Source organism: Mycobacterium sp. UM_11, assembly GCF_001414075.1.
Classification (GTDB): domain Bacteria; phylum Actinomycetota; class Actinomycetes; order Mycobacteriales; family Mycobacteriaceae; genus Mycobacterium.
In genome coordinates this window covers 1-16,486 of the sequence record NZ_LATC01000103.1, presented here as the reverse complement: position 1 = coordinate 16,486, position 16,486 = coordinate 1, and the positions used below count along the sequence as shown (strand labels likewise).

The window sequence follows — 16,486 nt, the reverse complement described above, 5'->3', positions numbered from 1 at the left end:
TCGCCGATCAGTCCCGCGCGTTGGCCGGCCGCGGTCGCGCTCAATTTCGGCGGCAACGGTTCGCCGGTCAGCGCCCGGCGCTGCCCGAGCTCGCGGGCTTCCTCGATGCGCCGGGCGGCGTCGGCCTTGGTGATGCGCAACCGGTCGGCCAGCCCCGAGCGCAACGAGCCACCCAACTCTTCGGGACTGGCCTGCGCATCGAGCTGGTTGATCAGCGCGTGCTGGGGTGTGCGCAGCCGGCGTGCCACGCTTTCCACCCGTTCCAAGACGCGCAACCGCTCCGGGGTGGTGAGCACGTCAAAGGACAACTCGCACAAGCGGTCCGCGTCGTCGCCGAGCGCGTCGATAGCCTCGACGATCTCCTCACGACTGCTCGCACCCATGCCTCAAACTCTAGGAACACCCACCGACAAAAAAGCCCGACTTGTGACCCTTGAAACCAAAGTTACACAAGGGATTACACAGAATTGCCAGCCCGCCGCCAGCCTGGCCAACCTGAGACGCCCAGTCAGCTGACGCGCATCGGCAACGACTCCAACCCCCGCAAGGTAACGATGCGCCGCAACCGCAGACTTTCCCGGGGCACGGTGAGCTCCAGATGGTCAAACCGCTGCAGTAACTCGGTGAGCGCGATGCGGCCCTCCAATCGTGCGAGGTGATGCCCAAGGCAGTAGTGTGCGCCGGACGCGAAGGCCAAGTGCTTGTTCGGTGAGCGCGAAAGATTGAGTTCGTCAGCATCGGGGAAGACGGTCTCATCTCGGTTGGCGGAAATGAGCATCCCAAAAACCCTGCTGCCCTTGCTGATTCGGGTTCCCGCGATGTCCACGTCCTCCAACGCGACGCGTGGCGCGCCCACCGCCACCGGGGCGGTGAACCGCAACAATTCCTCGATCCCGGCGTCGATCATTTCCGGCTGCGCGCGCAGCAGCGCGAGCTGATCGGGGTGGTCGAGCAGGGCCACGACGCTGTTGCCAATCAGGTTGGACGTGGTGTCGTGTCCGGCCAGCAGGAGCAGAAAGATCATCGCTATCGCTTCGCGGTCGCTGAGCTTGTCACCCTCGTGGGTGGCCCGCACCAGCTGCGAAATGAGCCCGTCGTCGGGATCGAGACGCCGTTCATCGGCAAGGCGTTCGAACAGATCCGTCAGCCTTGCGGCGGCAGTGATCACCCCGAACATGCCCCGTGGCCCCGACGCCGAACTCTGGGTCAACCGCATGCACAGGACATGGAATTCTTTGCGCTCGTCGTCTTTGACGCCGAGCAACCTGGCGATCACCGTCAAGGGGAACGGCACAGCGAAATCACTGACCAGATCGACCTCGCCCGCCCGCGCCAACTGCTCGATGAGCTCCAGCGCGATACGGGTGATCTCGTCGGCCAACCCGGCGACCAATTTCGGCGTGAACGCTTTGTGCACCAGTCTGCGCAATCGCTGATGATCGGGGTCGTCTTTGGTCGCCATGGTCTCGGTCAGCAGCCGGATCGGCTTCGGTATCAGCCAGCGCACGCGGCGGACCGGATCGTGGCGCATCACGTCGCTGGAAAACCGCGGGTCGGCGTGCATGGCGAGCACATCTTCGTATCGGGTCAGCATGTACCCCTTGCCCTTACCTCCGGTTATCAGAGGGGCCCGCGCCCGCGACACCGGGGCTGATCTGCGCAGCTCGGCATATCTCGGATAGGGATCGCTGAACATGATGGGATCTTCGAGATCGGTGAACTCATCACATCCGGCCTGCGCTGTCATCCGCTAACTATCGGGCATATTTGCTCGAGGTGAAAGCCCCTCGTCTTTCGCCGTCTTCATCGTGGAAGCGTTCGTTTGCGTGGATCGGCAGCGACGTCATCCGCGGATAGAGGATCGCTGGACCGAGCCATCGTGCAACAAAGCGGCGTAGTGCGATTCCGTCGCGCGGCCGCTGCCCGGGATCGGTCAGGAGAGAATGCACTGTGCGCAAGGTCATTTCGGCAAGCTCATTGAGCGCGGTGGTGTCGAAGCCGTGAAGCTTCCAATCGATATCGAGGCGGTGGAAGGCTGACAAGCAGAAAATGATCGCTGGGTCGGAGGTGAGTGAGATGGCGGCTTCGCCCTCAGGGGGCTGGGTAAGCAAGCTCTCCAACTGTGGATCGCCGGTGAGGTTTTCAACTGCGAACGAGATTATTTCGACGATCGCAGTGACCGGGTCATTGAGGCCGCTGACGTGGTCTACAACTTGGTCGACGAAACCGTTGACCGCACGCATCGCGCTGGCGATGAGCAGCGCGTCCGCGTTGGGGAAGTAGCGGTACACCGTCTGGCGAGTGACGCCGACTTTCCGGGCGACGTCGGCCAGGCGTAGCGCCGATCCGTGTTCGGCGACCACTTCGTCCACCGCATCCAGGATGCGGGCGATGGCCTCCTCGTCCGAGGCGGGGGTCGATCCCGCCCAGCCGCGACTACGCATCCGCAGCCACAAGCATTTCGGCCTCGAATTCGATCTCGAGCGTTGTCGGGCCGGTCATACCGAGCAGGGATTTCCACGGCGCAGGAGCGATGCGGTGGGGTGCGGTGAGACGTCGGGCGAGGACTATAAGTGCTTCCGCCAATTCCCGGCGGGCGAGGTTGGCCCCTAGGCAGTAGTGCGCGCCACCACCGAAAGTCAGAATCGGCGGCACGTCCTTGCGGGTGATGTCGAAACGATCAGCATCGCTATAAATCGCTGGATCACGATTGGCTGCAAAGGTGTTCACGACTACCAAGGTCCCCGCCGGGAACGTGTACCCACCAAATTCGGCATCCTCGGTAGCGGCTCGCACCGCGACACAGACCGCCGGCGAGTGCCGCATGCTCTCCTCAACCGCCTGCATCGCAAGCTCTGGCTGGTCGCCCAGCTTCGCCCATTGATCCGGATGCTCGCACAGCACCTGCACCGAGGCAGCCAGTTGGTGTCGGGTGGTGTCCGTCCCCGCCATCAGGAAGCCGGCCACCAGCATGCGCAGTTCGTCGAGATTGAGCCGGTCGCCCTCGCTTTCGGCGCGGATGAGCTCAGACAGCAGATCATCAGTCAGATGACTCCTGCGTGCAGCGACCATGTCATCGACATAGGCGTCCAGCTCGTTCCACGACCGCATGATCGCGGCTTCATCGAAGTTGGCGTCGGGCTGAATGTTGAAAGCCTTGAAAATTTCGTCGGTCCACTGTGCGAAAAGATGCCAGTCTGCCCGAGGCGCACCGATCAGCGCACACATGATCGGGGTGGGGTAGGGCCGCGCGATGTCGGTCACGACGTCGCAGCGACCGGCCTCTGCTACGTGATCGATCAGTGCGTTCACCACTTCATGAATCGTGTCCTGTAAAGGTGACGTGGCGCGCGGAGTGAACGCCCTCGACACCAGTTTGCGTAAGCGAGTATGCGGCGGGCCGTCGAGACCAAGGAGGCTGCTCATCAGCTTGTCGTACAGCGGGCCTGAGGTGACGCCCTGTGCTGCCAGCGTCAGGCCGGGTGGCAGCCTGAATCTGCTGTCGCGCAGCATATCCCGCGCCAGATCGTAGGAGAGTATTTCGGGACCGAGAGGGCCGATGGCGATGGGCGCACGCGATTGCGCGGTGCGCACGTCTTCGAGGATGTCCTGCGGAGTGGCGTCAAGGCCGTAGCTGAACGTGGGGAGGCCGGCGTCGAGGACGTTGGGAGCGGTGCTTTTCGGATTCATTGATGTCTCAACTTCCGTTGGCGACAGTAGATGGCGGGTTGGACATCCATACGCATAGTGTATGACCACCACTCAGGCACGTCAATGCACAAGCCCATATCGCGAGACGCGGAGCTAGGTATCCTGCGATGGTCATACAACTTGGTATTCGACGTCCGTATCGCTGGCGCAGGCGCAGGCGATGAGGCGCCGACACGCCTCGAGGAGCTGGAAGTCAGGCCTTAGTCGCGCTCGGGCGGGTTGGTCGCGTACACCCAGGACAGGAAGCGCGCGACGGCCTCCGCCGACCGATGCGCGCGGGGCGAGCTGAAGATGTCGAAAGCGTGTTGTGCGCTGGGCAATTCGGCGTACGCGACCGGGGATTTCGACACCGCGCGCAGTTCCTCGATGAACTCCTGGGCCTCGCCGACGGGGATGAGCGAATCGTCGCTGCCGTGCAACACGAAGAAGGGCGGCGCGTCGGCGTGTAGCCGCCGGATCGGTGACGCGTCGACGTAGACGTCGCGGTGAGAGTCGAATGGCCGCTTGACGACGAACTTTTCGAGCAGCGAGACGAACTCTGGCCGGCCCTCGCCCTCGGTGGAGAACCAGTCGTAGCGGCCGTAGATCGGGACGGCGGCCACCACCGACGTGTCGGCTTCTTCGAAGCCAGGCTGGAACTTCGGGTCGTTCGGGGTCAGCGCCGCCAGCGCGCACAGGTGCCCGCCCGCGGAGCCGCCGGTGACCGCGACGAAGTCGGGGTCACCGCCGTAGTCGGCGATGTTCTCCTTGACCCACGCCAGCGCCCGTTTGACGTCGACGATGTGATCGGGCCAGGTGTGCCGAGGGGAGACCCGATAGCCGATCGAGACACACACCCAGCCGCGCGCGGCCAGGTGGCTCATCAGGGGGTAGGCCTGCGGCCGCCGCATCCCGATCATCCAGGCGCCGCCCGGCACCTGCAGCAGCACCGGGGCCTTGGCGTCGCGCGGCAGGTCGCGGCGCCGCCAGATGTCGGCGAGGTTGGCGCGGCCGTTGGGCCCGTAGGACACAATGTTGGTCTTCTCGACGTAGCGCCGGCGCGCCACGGTGTTGCCCAGCGGCAGGCTGCGCCGCCCACTGCGGGTGGGCTTGGTGTGCGGCAGCTTGCCCAGCGCCTCGGAATAGTCGTGTCCGAGCTGCTCGCGCAGCCCCGCCTCCAGCACCGGCCCGGGGGTGGTGACGGCGCGGTAGCGGATCACCCCCAGGATCGCCCACGACGCGGCGGTCAGCGCCAGCGCCGCCTTGCCGCGCCGCCCCTCGAAATGGCCGCGCCGCCAGCGCCGCAGCGCGTCCACCAGCGAGACGGAGAAGTAGACGCCCGGCACCTCCGAAGTCGGCCAGCCGAACCAGAAGACCAGCACGGTGCTGTAGCCCTTGCGGGCCAGCGGCCGTAATCCGTTGGCGGCGTTGGCCAATTCCAGGGCGGCGCGCGCCAGCGGCCGGGGACGCCGCAGTTGCGAAAAGCGACGCATCAGCCGGTGACCCGGGACTGCAGATCGCTGCGCAGGATCTTTCCGGTGCTGCTGCGCGGAAGCTCGTCGAGGATGGCGATTTCGCGGGGGACCTTGTAGTTGGCCAGGTTGTCCCGGACGTGTTGCTTGAGCGTCTCGGCCGTGGCCTGGGCGCCCGGGCTCAGCACCACGAACGCCGCCAGGCGCTGGCCGTACTGCTCGTCGTCGACGCCGATCACCGCGGCCTCGGCCACGTCGTCGTGCGCCGCCAGCGTCTTCTCCACCTCGATCGGGTAGACGTTCTCCCCGCCGGAGACGATCATCTCGTCGTCGCGCCCGACCACGAACAACCGGCCGGCCTCGTCCAGATAGCCCACGTCGCCCGAGGACATGAACCCGGCGTGGAAATCTTTCGTGCTGCCCGACGTGTAACCCTCGAACTGGGTGTCGTTGCGGACATAGATGGTGCCGACCTCACCGGTGGGCAATTCGTTGAAATCCGCATCCAGAATCCGGATTTCGGTCCCGCCCGCCGGCCGGCCCGCGGTGTCGGGCGCCGCCCGCAGGTCCGCCGGGGTGGCGGTGGCGATCATGCCGGCCTCGGTGGCGTTGTAGTTGTTGTAGATCACGTCGCCGAATTCGTCCATGAACGCGGTGACGACGTCGGGGCGCATGCGCGAGCCGGATGCCGCCGCGAATCGCAATGTCTTGCAGCTGTACCGCTTGCGCACCTCGGGCGGCAACTCCATGATGCGGTCGAACATCACCGGCACCACCGCCAGGCCGGTCGCCCGGTGCCGGTCGATGAGGTCCAGCGTCGCCTCCGGATCGAACTTGCGCCGGGTGACCACCGTGCACGCCATCGACGCCGCGAAGATCAACTGCGAGAAACCCCAGGCGTGGAACATCGGCGCCACGACCACGACCGTCTCCTCGGCCCGCCACGGCGTGCGGTCCAGGATGGCCTTGAGCGTGCCGATGCCCGCGTTGCCGCCAGTTTGGTTGGCGCCCTTGGGCGTTCCGGTGGTGCCGGAGGTCAGCAGGATCATCCTGCCCTTGCGCCCGGTGCGCTCGGGCTGCTGGCCGCTGTGCGCGCCGATCAGCCGCTCGACGGTGAGCTCGTGCTGCCCTGGGGGCCCCTCCCGCTCGCGGGGGACGGTCCAGGCCACGATGCGGGTGGCCTCGGGTTTGTCGGCCAGCGCGCGGTCCAAGGTCTCGGTGAACTCCTCGTCGTAGATGACGGCGTCCACACCCTCGCGGTTGACGACTTCGGCGAGCGCCGGCCCGGCGAATGACGTGTTGAGCAACACCACGTCGGACCCGATCCGGTTGGTGGCCACCACCGCCTCGACGAAGCCGCGGTGGTTGCGGCACATGATCCCGACGACCCGGGGCTGGCCGGCGGGCAGTTTCTGCAGCGCCGCGGCGAGCGCGTTGATCCGCTCGTCCAGCTGGCGCCAGGTCAGCGTGCCCAGTTCGTCGATCAGGCCGGGCCGGTCGGGGCAGCGTTGCGCCGCACTGGCGAAGCCGACGGTCATCCCCATGCCCTCGCGGCGCATGGCCGCGGCGATCTTCAGGTAGCGGTCGGGCCGCATCGGCGCGATCATGCCCGCGCGCCGCAGGGTGGTGATGACGCCGAAGGCTTGATTCAAGGGAGAAGCCACGGCTCAGCCCAGGATCGGGAAGCGTCGCTTGGCGGCCAGGTCCTTGAGGGCCTGCTGCATCACCGATCGGACATGCTCGTCGACCTCGTCGACGTCCGGGTCGTCGCCGAATTGCGCGGCGATGTCGATCGGCTTCAGCACCTGCGTGACGATCTTGGTGGGCAGCGGCAGGTTGGGCGGAATCACGGCGCTGAACCCGAAGGGGAAGCCGAACGATAGCGGCAGGATGGCGCTGCGCAGCAGGCGCTTCACCCCCAGCCGCTCGGCCAGCCAGGTCCCGCGCGACAGGTAGAGCTGCGTCTCCTGCCCGCCGATGGACACCGCGGGCACGATGGGGACGCCGGCCTCGATCGCCGTCCTGACGTATCCCTTGCGGCCGTCGAAGTCGATGACGTTCTCCGACAGCGTCGGCCGGTACGCGTCGTAGTCACCGCCGGGAAAGACGATCACCACCCCGCCGGACCGCAGGGCCTGGGCCGCGTTCTCCCGGTTCGCCCGGATGTACCCGGTGCGTCGGAAGAAGTCTCCGGTGGGGCCGGTCATGAGGATGTCGTGGCTCAGCGTGTACACGGGCCGGTCGTAGCCGAATTTCTCGTAGAAGTGCACGGTGAAGATCGGGACGTCCATCGGGAACATGCCGCCGGAGTGATTGCCGACGACCAGCGCCCCGCCGGGCGGGAACGAATCCAGGCCGTGCACCTCGGACCGGAAGTAGACCTTCAGCGCCGGGCGCATCACGCCCATCAGGCGCTGGGTCAGGACGGGGTCGAATTTGCCGATGTCGCCGCCGTCGCGGTGATCGTTTTCGGTCACGTTCCTCCCTTGACGCTCCCGCGAGGCCGCTCGAGGTTTGAAGGCCGCGCCGAGTTTGATGGTAGCGAGCGCTGCGCGGCCGCCGTCATGGTGCTTATTTCTGTCCGCGTCCATCGATCGCGTCCATTGATATGGTGTCGCCCCGGTCCGGGCGCTATTGTTACGACGCCCTCAGTGAGATATCGAGAAGCGGGGAACCCGATGGACGCTGCCGGTTTGTCCCCCGAACTAAGCGCCCGATCGGGCCCCGCACGCAAAATCACGCCTCGTGACCGGCGCGCTCGCCGGCTGCACGCCAGCGTGGTCCGGTCCGAACCGGCCCAGACGAGCCAGCCGCCCGCGCCGGCGGGCGACGTCGACCCGGCCGGCGCGGACGCGGCGGATCAGCGCCAGGCGGACTACTTCATCCGGCTGCTCTCCCAGAATCGCAGGCTCATCGAACAGCGGATCGACGACTATCAGAAGGCGATCGCGTCCGCGCAAGTCGCCGGTGACGCCGATGCCGTCTGCAACCTTCGGCGCATGGCGCGAATCGAGGAACAGGATCGGGACAATCTCGACGCGATGCTGGAGAACCTGCGCCGCCGATTCGCCCGCCGGGCCCCCGGCGAGCCGCCCGCCCATTCCGCGCGGCGGCGCCCCATGGCTCGCTAGCCGAGCCCTCGTATTCGCCTGAAACACAACGGTTTTCGTCGCCAATACCACCGGCGGGGAGCCGGGTGGCGCGGAATCGGTGACACTGGATCGCGGTGCCGATACATTTGAGGGTCGAACTGGTTTCTCCCGACACCGAACGAGGCCGCCCATGGGATTCATGACCCCGGAGCTTCCCGACGTCGATCGCAAGGCCTGGCCCACTCTGCCCCGGGCCACCCGGCTGCAGGTCGTGACGCGGCACTGGGCGGAACACGGCTTCGGGACACCGTATGCCGTGTATCTGCTGTACCTGATCAAGATCGCCCTGTACATCGTCGTCGCCGCCGCGATCATCTCGCTGACCCCGGGCCTCGGCGGGCTCGGCCGCATCGCCGACTGGTGGACGCAGCCGATCGTCTACCAGAAGGTCATCGTCTACACGCTGATGTTCGAGGTGCTGGGCCTGGGTTGTGGGTCCGGCCCGCTGACCGGACGGTTCATGCCGCCCATCGGTGGGATCTTGTACTGGTTGCGGCCCAACACGATTCGGCTGCCGGCGTGGCCGACAAAGGTGCCGTTCACGGCCGGTGACAACCGCACCGTCGTCGACGTCGCGCTGTACGCAATCGTTTTGGCCGGCGGGGTGTGGGCGCTGCTGTCGCCCGGCCACGGCGGGCCGGTCACCGCGGCCGGTGACGTTGGCCTGATCGACCCCGTTCGCGTCATCCCGACGATCGTCGCGCTGGCCGTACTGGGCCTGCGCGACAAGACCATTTTCTTGGCCGCGCGCGGCGAGCACTACTGGCTCAAGCTGTTTGTGTTCTTCTTCCCGTTCACCGATCAGATCGCGGCATACAAGCTCATCATGCTGTTGTTGTGGTGGGGCGCCGCAACATCCAAGCTAAACCACCACTTCCCGTATGTGGTGTCGGTGATGACGAGCAACAACGCGCTGTTGCGGCCCAAACTGTTCAACCCGCTCAAGCACATGCTGTACCGCGACCACATCAACGATCTGCGTCCCACCTGGTTGCCGAAGATGATGGCCCACGTCGGCGGCACCACAGCCGAATTCGTGGTTCCGACCGTGCTGGTCTTCTTCGCCGGCGATCACCCGTGGCGGTGGTTCCTGATCGGATTCATGGTCATCTTCCACCTCAACATCATTTCCAACCTCCCGATGGGAGTTCCGTTGGAGTGGAACGTTTTTTTCATCTTCTCGCTGTTCTATCTGTTCGGGCACTACGCCTCGATCCGGGCCACCGACCTGCGTTCGCCGCTGCTGTGGGCCCTCGTCATCGCCGCGGCGGCATTCGTGATCGTGGGAAACATGTTCCCGGAGAAGATTTCATTCCTCCCGGCGATGAGGTATTACGCCGGCAACTGGGCCTCCAGCGTGTGGTGCTTCCGCGCCGGCGCCGAGGAAAAGATCGACGCCGAGATCGTCAAGAGCTCCGCCCTCGTCGTCAACCAGCTGGCCCGGCTCTACGACCCCGAGACCGCGGAGATCATGGCGGACAAGACCGCGGCGTTCCGGGCCATGCACGTGCACGGCCGCGCGCTCAACGCCCTGGTGCCTCGCGCCTTGGGGGGAGAGGCCGAGGAGGCCAATTACAAGATCCGCGAGGGCGAGATCGTCGCCGGGCCGCTCGTCGGCTGGAACTTCGGCGAGGGCCACCTGCACAACGAGCAGCTGCTCGAAGCCGTGCAGCGCCGCTGCCACTTCTCCGACGGCGACGTGCGGGTGATCGTCCTCGAGGGACAGCCGATCCACATCCGGAAGCAGTGGTACCGCATCTTCGACGCCAAGGCTGGACTGATCGAGGAAGGCTATGTCAACGTCGACGACATGCTCACCCGGCAGCCGTGGCCGGAGCCCGGAGACGAGTTGCCCGTGCATGTGATCGCTCGCGGCGACCCGACGCGGCGCAGCGCTCGATGACCCGTGCGGTGGTCGTCGGCGCCGGCCCCAACGGCCTGGCCGCGGCGATCCAGCTCGCCCGCCACGGCGTCGACGTTCAGGTGCTCGAGGCGCGCGACACCGTCGGTGGGGGAGCCCGCTCCGGCGAACTGACGCTGCCAGGCGTCATCCACGACCACTGCTCGGCGTTTCACCCGCTGGGCGTGGGCTCGCCGTTGTGGAAGGAGATCGACCTGCAGCGCCACGGGCTGCGGTGGAACTGGCCGGAGGTCGACTGCGCGCACCCGCTCGACGACGGAAGCGCCGGCGTGCTCTACCGGTCGATCGAGGAGACGGTGGCCCGCATGGGCCCCGACGCCGCCCGCTGGCGGCGGGCGATCGGGGACCTGGCGGCGGGGTTCGATGAGCTGGCCGAGGACCTGCTCGGCCCGGTGCTGGGCATCCCGCGCCACCCGATTCGCCTGGCCGCCTTCGGGCCCCGGGCGCTGCTGCCGGCCACCACGATGGCCCGCTGGTTTCGCACTGAGCCGGTCCGCGCGTTGTTCGGCGGCGCCGCCGCGCACGTCTACACGCGGCTGGACCGCCCGCTCACCGCGTCCCTCGGGCTGATGATCCTGGCCAGCGGGCACCGCTACGGCTGGCCCGTCGCGCAAGGCGGGTCCGGGTCCATCAGCCAGGCGCTGGCCGCCGCGCTGAAGGAGCACGGCGGCTCGGTGGCCACCGGGGTGACGGTCACCAGCCGCAAAGACATCCCGGACGCGGACATCGTCATGCTCGACCTCAGCCCGGCCGCCGCGCTCGCCCTCTACGGCGACGCGATGCCGGGCCGGATCCGGCGGTCGTACGGGCGCTACCGCGAGGGCTCCTCGGCGTTCAAGGTCGACTTCGCGATCGAGGGCGACATCCCGTGGACGAACCCCGACTGCGCGCGGGCCGGCACCGTGCACCTCGGCGGCACCTTCGCCGAGATGGCCGACACCGAACGCCAACGCGCGCAGGGCAAGATGGTCGACCGGCCCTTCGTCCTCCTCGGCCAGCAATACCTGGCCGACCCGTCGCGTTCGGCGGGCAACGTCAACCCGATCTGGGCGTACGCGCACGTGCCGTTCGGCTACGACGGCGACGCCACCACCGCCGTCGTCGGGCAGATCGAGCGGTTCGCGCCCGGCTTCTCCGAGCGCGTGCTGGCGACGGTCAGCAAGTCGACCGCGGAACTGCAGGCGTACAACGCCAACTTCATCGGCGGTGACATCATCGGCGGCGCCAACGACGGGCTGCAGGTCATCTTCCGCCCGCGCATCGCCGTCGACCCCTACGCGACCGGCGTCCCGGGCGTCTACCTGTGTTCCCAGTCGACGCCGCCGGGGGCCGGCATCCACGGGCTGTGCGGCTACCACGCCGCCGAGTCGGCGCTGAAGTGGCTGAAGAAACCGCGCCGCGGCTGACATCACATTCGCCGCGGGAACCGGGGCGGCGACCGTGCATGTTACTCATCTAGGCTGACGGCGAGCGCGTAATCAGCGGACTCTAGAGACATCACAAGACAGGGAGAGACAAGTGACGGTCCGAGTAGGCATCAACGGCTTCGGTCGAATCGGGCGGAACTTCTACCGGGCCTTACTGGCTCAACAGGAGCAGGGCACCGCTGATATCGAGGTGATCGCGGTCAACGACCTCACCGACAACGCCAGCCTGGCGCACCTGCTGAAATTCGACTCCATCCTGGGCCGCCTGCCGTATGACGTCAGCCTCGAAGGTGACGACACCATCGTCGTGGGCAGCAAGAAGATCAAGGCGCTCGAGGTGAAGGAAGGCCCGGCGGCGCTGCCCTGGGGTGACCTCGGGGTCGACGTCGTCGTCGAGTCCACCGGCATCTTCACCAACGCGGCCAAGGCCAGGGGCCACCTGGACGCCGGCGCCAAGAAGGTGATCATCTCCGCGCCCGCCACCGACGAGGACATCACCATCGTGCTCGGCGTCAACGACGACAAGTACGACGGCAGCCAGAACATCATCTCCAACGCGTCGTGCACCACGAACTGCCTGGCGCCGGTCACCCGGGTGCTCCAGGACGAGTTCGGCATCGTCAAGGGGCTGATGACCACGATCCACGCCTACACCCAGGACCAGAACCTGCAGGACGGCCCGCACAAGGACCTGCGTCGCGCCCGCGCGGCCGCGCTGAACATCGTGCCGACCTCCACCGGCGCCGCCAAGGCGATCGGGCTGGTGATGCCCGAACTGAAGGGCAAGCTCGACGGTTACGCGTTGCGGGTGCCGATCCCCACCGGTTCGGTCACCGACCTGACCGTCGAACTGGCCAAGTCGGCCAGCGCCGACGAGATCAACGCGGCGTTCAAGGCCGCCGCCGAGGGCCGGCTGAAGGGCATCCTGAAGTACTACGACGCGCCGATCGTCTCCAGCGACATCGTCACCGATCCGCACAGCTCGATCTTCGACTCCGGGCTGACCAAGGTGATCGACAACCAGGCCAAGGTGGTGTCCTGGTACGACAACGAGTGGGGCTACTCCAACCGCCTCATAGACCTCGTCGCGCTGGTCGGCAAGTCCCTGTAGTCGTGGGCATTCCGAACCTGAAAGACCTTCTCGCCGAAGGCGTCTCGGGTCGCGGCGTGTTGGTGCGCTCCGACCTGAACGTGCCGCTCGACGAGGAGGGCGCCATCACCGACCCGGGCCGGATCGCCGCGTCGGTGCCGACGCTGCAGGCGCTCGTCGACGCCGGCGCCAAGGTCGTGGTCGCCGCGCACCTCGGTCGCCCGAAGGGTGGCCCCGACCCGAAGCTGTCGCTGGCGCCGGTCGCCGCCGCGCTCGGCGAACACCTCGGCCGGCACGTGCAGTTGGCCGGCGATGTGGTCGGCGGCGACGCGCTGGCCCGGGCCGAGGGGCTGACGGACGGCGACGTGCTGCTGCTGGAGAACATCCGCTTCGATCCGCGCGAGACCAGCAAGGACGACGGGGAGCGGCTCGCGCTCGCCCGCGAGCTCGCCGAATTGGTCTCGCCCGGAGGGGCTTTCGTCTCCGACGGCTTCGGGGTGGTGCACCGCAAGCAGGCCTCGGTGTACGACGTCGCCACGCTGCTGCCGCACTACGCCGGCACCCTGGTGGCCGAGGAGATCGCGGTGTTGGAGCAGCTGACCAGCTCCACCGAGCGGCCGTACGCCGTCGTGCTCGGCGGGTCGAAGGTGTCCGACAAGCTCGGCGTCATCGAATCGTTGGCGACCAAGGCCGACAGCATCGTGATCGGCGGCGGCATGTGCTTCACATTCCTTGCCGCACAAGGCTTTTCGGTGGGGAAGTCGCTGCTCGAAGAAGAGATGGTGGACACCTGCCGCCGGTTGCTGGACACCTACGTCGACGTGCTGCGGCTGCCCAGGGACGTCGTGGTGGCCGAGCGGTTCGCCGCGGACTCGCCGCCGCAGACGGTGGCCGCCGACGCCATCGGTGACGACGTGATCGGGCTGGACATCGGGCCTGAATCGGTGAAGCGCTTCGCGGCCCTGCTGTCCAACGCCCGCACCGTCTTCTGGAACGGCCCCATGGGCGTGTTCGAGTTCCCGGCGTTCGCCACGGGCACCCGGGGCGTCGCCGAGGCCATCGCCGCGGCCACCGGCAAGGGCGCGTTCAGCGTGGTGGGCGGCGGCGACTCCGCCGCCGCGGTGCGCGCCCTGGGCATCCCGGAGGCCGACTTCTCGCACATCTCCACCGGCGGCGGCGCGTCCCTGGAATACCTGGAGGGCAAGACGCTGCCGGGCATCGAGGTGCTCGGGGAGCCGCAACCAAGTGGAGGAGACGCGTGAGCCGCAAGCCGCTGATCGCCGGCAACTGGAAGATGAACCTCAACCACTTCGAGGCGATCGCGCTGGTGCAGAAGATCGCGTTCGCGCTGCCGGACAAGTACTACGACAAGGTCGACGTCACCGTCCTGCCGCCGTTCACGGACCTGCGCAGCGTGCAGACCCTGGTCGACGGCGACAAGCTGCGGCTGACCTACGGCGGCCAGGACCTGTCCCCGCACGACTCGGGCGCCTACACCGGTGACATCAGCGGGGCCTTCCTGGCCAAGCTCGGTTGCAGCTTCGTCGTGGTCGGCCACTCCGAGCGGCGCACCTATCACAACGAGGACGACGCGCTGGTGGCCGCGAAGGCCGCCGCGGCGCTCAAGCACGAGCTGACCCCGATCGTGTGCATCGGCGAGCACCTCGAGACTCGCGAGGCGGGCGAACACGTCAGTTACTGCGAAAACCAGCTGCGCGGCTCGCTGGCCGGGCTATCGGCCGAGCAGATCGCCAACGTGGTGATCGCCTACGAGCCGGTGTGGGCGATCGGCACGGGCCGGGTGGCCAGCTCCGCCGACGCGCAGGAGGTGTGTGCGGCGATCCGCAAAGAGTTGGCGTCCCTCGCGTCGCCAAAGATCGCCGAAAGCGTCCGGGTGCTCTACGGCGGTTCGATGAACGCCAAGAACGTCGGCGATCTCGTCGCTCAGGAGGACATCGACGGCGGCCTGGTCGGGGGCGCCTCGCTGGAGGGCGAGCAGTTCGCGACGCTGGCAGCGATCGCCGCCGGTGGGCCCCTGCCATAGGCCCGGCCGGCCGAACCCTGCTCAGTTTGCATTGCCTCTGGACTACGGGCGAGTACTCGTGCGAGAGTAGTTGCGTGTCATCGATACGTATCTTCATCCTGGCGGGTCTCGAGGAGCGCGGCCCGATGCATGGACACCAGCTCCGCCTGCTTGCCGAGGAAGAGCACGTCGCCCTCTGGACGGACATCACCGTGGGCGCCCTGTACGGAGCGATCAAGCGACTGGCCGCCGACGACCTCATCGAGGAGGTTCGCATCGAGCGGTCCGGCGCGTATCCGCAACGGCAGATCTGGGCCATCACCGATGCCGGCCGCGAGGCGCTGGGCGGTCTGCGGCTGCGCGCGCTGCGCGAGATCGTCATCAAACCGGACCCGTTCGACCTGGCGATCACCCGGTTGCAGCCCGACCACCTCGGTGACCTGCCGGCGACCATCGCGGCCCGGATCACGTCGCTGAACGCCATGCTCACCGAGTGGGAAGCCCATGCCGCCGCGATCGACCGCTACCTCACCGTGGCCGAGAAGCTGGTCATGAAGCACCGGGCCGACCGGCTGCGCGCCGAAATCGGTTGGCATGAAGAGCTTTCCGAGGCGCTCCCGACGATAGTCACCGGCCGGCGCGCGGGAGGTGAGCAGTCGTGACGACCTCGATGCCGAAAACCATTGGTGCCGAACGCCGCAACTGGTTCGCCCTGGCGGTGCTGCTGGTGGGCGCGTTCATGGCATTGCTGGATACCACCATCGTCAACGTCGCACTGCCGGCCATCCGCACCGGCCTTGCGGCGTCGAACGCCACGCTGTCATGGATAGTTTCGGGCTATGCGCTGGCTTTCGGGTTGGCTCTGATACCCGCTGGCAGGGTGGGTGACCGGTTCGGCCACAAATGGGTCTTCGTCGTGGGCCTGTCGTTGTTCACCGCGGCGAGCCTGGCCTGCGGACTTGCGCACGGCGAGACTCCGCTCGTCTGTGCGCGGGCCGTTCAGGGACTCGGCGGTGGCATCTTCTTCACGTCGGTCACCGCGTTGATCCAGCTGATGTTCACCGACCGCAAACGGGCGCGGGCCCTGGCGATCATGGGGTCGACCATCGGTTTCTCCGTGGCGCTGGGCCCGCTGGTCGGGGGGCTGATCATCCAGGCGTTCGGGCCGGACCCGGGGTGGCGATTGGTGTTCGACGTCAACGTGCCGCTGGGCGTGCTCGCGGTCGTCGCCGCGGCCGTCCTCCTGCCGGTGGGAAGCGACCGCGCGGCGACGTCGGCGGACTGGGCCGGCCTGATCCTGCTGTCCGCGGCGCTGGTCGCGTTGCTGGTCCCGTTGATCCAGGGACAGCAAGACGGCTGGCCGCTGTGGACGTACGCCTCGATGGCCGGCGCCGCGGCGTTGCTCGCGGTGTTCGCCCGGTGGGAGCGCCACGTCGAGGCGAGTGGGGGCAATCCGCTGGTGCCGCCGCGACTGTTCGCGCACGCGTCCTTCACCGGCGGCGTGCTGCTCGCGCTGGTGTACTTCGCGGCGTTCACGAGCATCTTCTTCACCATCGCGCTGTTGTGGCAGGCGGGGCTCGGCCACACCGCGCTGCAATCCGGTCTGGCGGTGACGCCGTTCGCCGTCGGGCTGGTGGGCGGCGCCTCACAAAGCGACACCCTGGCGGCACGCTTCGGCCGGACCGTGCTGGTGGCCTGTCTCTTATACACA

Annotated in this window: 15 protein-coding genes; 8 read left to right on the top strand and 7 right to left on the bottom strand. The window is 67.2% G+C overall.

What is annotated here, in order from left to right; genetic code table 11:
• The 7 genes from WU80_RS20530 to WU80_RS20500 all read right to left on the bottom strand — a co-directional run.
• Window positions 1-383 (bottom strand): DUF222 domain-containing protein (locus WU80_RS20530; RefSeq protein WP_156349561.1); only part of this gene is annotated, 383 nt, incomplete at its 3' end.
• 125 nt (window positions 384-508) lie between these two features.
• The gene (locus tag WU80_RS20525; protein WP_055403462.1) at window positions 509-1,747 is read right to left on the bottom strand and encodes a cytochrome P450; all 1,239 of its coding nucleotides are present in this window, start codon (window positions 1,745-1,747) and stop codon (window positions 509-511) included.
• A gap of 7 nt (window positions 1,748-1,754) precedes the next feature.
• Window positions 1,755-2,444, bottom strand: a complete 690-nt coding sequence (locus WU80_RS20520) for a TetR/AcrR family transcriptional regulator (RefSeq protein ID WP_082459863.1) — start codon at window positions 2,442-2,444, stop codon at window positions 1,755-1,757.
• Window positions 2,437-3,690 (bottom strand): cytochrome P450, encoded by a 1,254-nt coding sequence (locus WU80_RS20515; protein WP_055403463.1) that lies wholly within the window; start codon window positions 3,688-3,690, stop codon window positions 2,437-2,439. The genes WU80_RS20520 and WU80_RS20515 overlap by 8 nt, the downstream gene beginning before the upstream one ends.
• A gap of 221 nt (window positions 3,691-3,911) precedes the next feature.
• Window positions 3,912-5,183: an alpha/beta hydrolase gene (locus WU80_RS20510; protein ID WP_055403464.1), complete on the bottom strand. Its 1,272-nt coding sequence runs from the start codon at window positions 5,181-5,183 to the stop codon at window positions 3,912-3,914.
• The gene (gene fadD12, locus WU80_RS20505; RefSeq protein WP_231633876.1) at window positions 5,183-6,769 is read right to left on the bottom strand and encodes an acyl-CoA ligase FadD12; all 1,587 of its coding nucleotides are present in this window, start codon (window positions 6,767-6,769) and stop codon (window positions 5,183-5,185) included. The genes WU80_RS20510 and fadD12 overlap by 1 nt, the downstream gene beginning before the upstream one ends.
• A 60-nt stretch (window positions 6,770-6,829) precedes the next feature.
• Window positions 6,830-7,570: a lysophospholipid acyltransferase family protein gene (locus tag WU80_RS20500; RefSeq protein ID WP_231633875.1), complete on the bottom strand. Its 741-nt coding sequence runs from the start codon at window positions 7,568-7,570 to the stop codon at window positions 6,830-6,832.
• Window positions 7,571-7,939: 369 nt separating this feature from the next.
• Here WU80_RS20500 and WU80_RS20495 point away from each other — a divergent pair, with 369 nt between their 5' ends.
• From WU80_RS20495 to WU80_RS20460, 8 genes are all read left to right on the top strand, one after another.
• Window positions 7,940-8,293: a hypothetical protein gene (locus WU80_RS20495; protein ID WP_055403467.1), complete on the top strand. Its 354-nt coding sequence runs from the start codon at window positions 7,940-7,942 to the stop codon at window positions 8,291-8,293.
• Between the two features lie 151 nt (window positions 8,294-8,444).
• A complete protein-coding gene (locus WU80_RS20490) occupies window positions 8,445-10,217 on the top strand; it encodes a DUF3556 domain-containing protein (RefSeq protein WP_055403468.1) in 1,773 nt (590 codons plus the stop codon).
• Window positions 10,214-11,641, top strand: coding sequence for an NAD(P)/FAD-dependent oxidoreductase (locus WU80_RS20485; protein WP_055403469.1), 1,428 nt, complete (start codon window positions 10,214-10,216; stop codon window positions 11,639-11,641). The genes WU80_RS20490 and WU80_RS20485 overlap by 4 nt, the downstream gene beginning before the upstream one ends.
• 112 nt (window positions 11,642-11,753) lie before the next feature.
• Window positions 11,754-12,773 (top strand): type I glyceraldehyde-3-phosphate dehydrogenase, encoded by a 1,020-nt coding sequence (gene gap / locus WU80_RS20480; RefSeq protein ID WP_055403470.1) that lies wholly within the window; start codon window positions 11,754-11,756, stop codon window positions 12,771-12,773.
• A gap of 2 nt (window positions 12,774-12,775) precedes the next feature.
• Window positions 12,776-14,014, top strand: coding sequence for a phosphoglycerate kinase (gene pgk / locus WU80_RS20475; protein ID WP_055403471.1), 1,239 nt, complete (start codon window positions 12,776-12,778; stop codon window positions 14,012-14,014).
• Window positions 14,011-14,796 carry a triose-phosphate isomerase gene (tpiA, locus tag WU80_RS20470; RefSeq protein WP_055403472.1) on the top strand — a complete coding sequence of 262 codons (786 nt, stop codon included), beginning with the start codon at window positions 14,011-14,013 and terminating at the stop codon, window positions 14,794-14,796. Before pgk ends, tpiA begins: the two co-directional genes overlap by 4 nt.
• 74 nt (window positions 14,797-14,870) lie before the next feature.
• The gene (locus tag WU80_RS20465; protein ID WP_156349563.1) at window positions 14,871-15,437 is read left to right on the top strand and encodes a PadR family transcriptional regulator; all 567 of its coding nucleotides are present in this window, start codon (window positions 14,871-14,873) and stop codon (window positions 15,435-15,437) included.
• On the top strand, window positions 15,434-16,486 hold a 1,053-nt coding region (locus tag WU80_RS20460; RefSeq protein ID WP_055405822.1), incomplete at its 3' end, for an MFS transporter. The genes WU80_RS20465 and WU80_RS20460, both read left to right, overlap by 4 nt.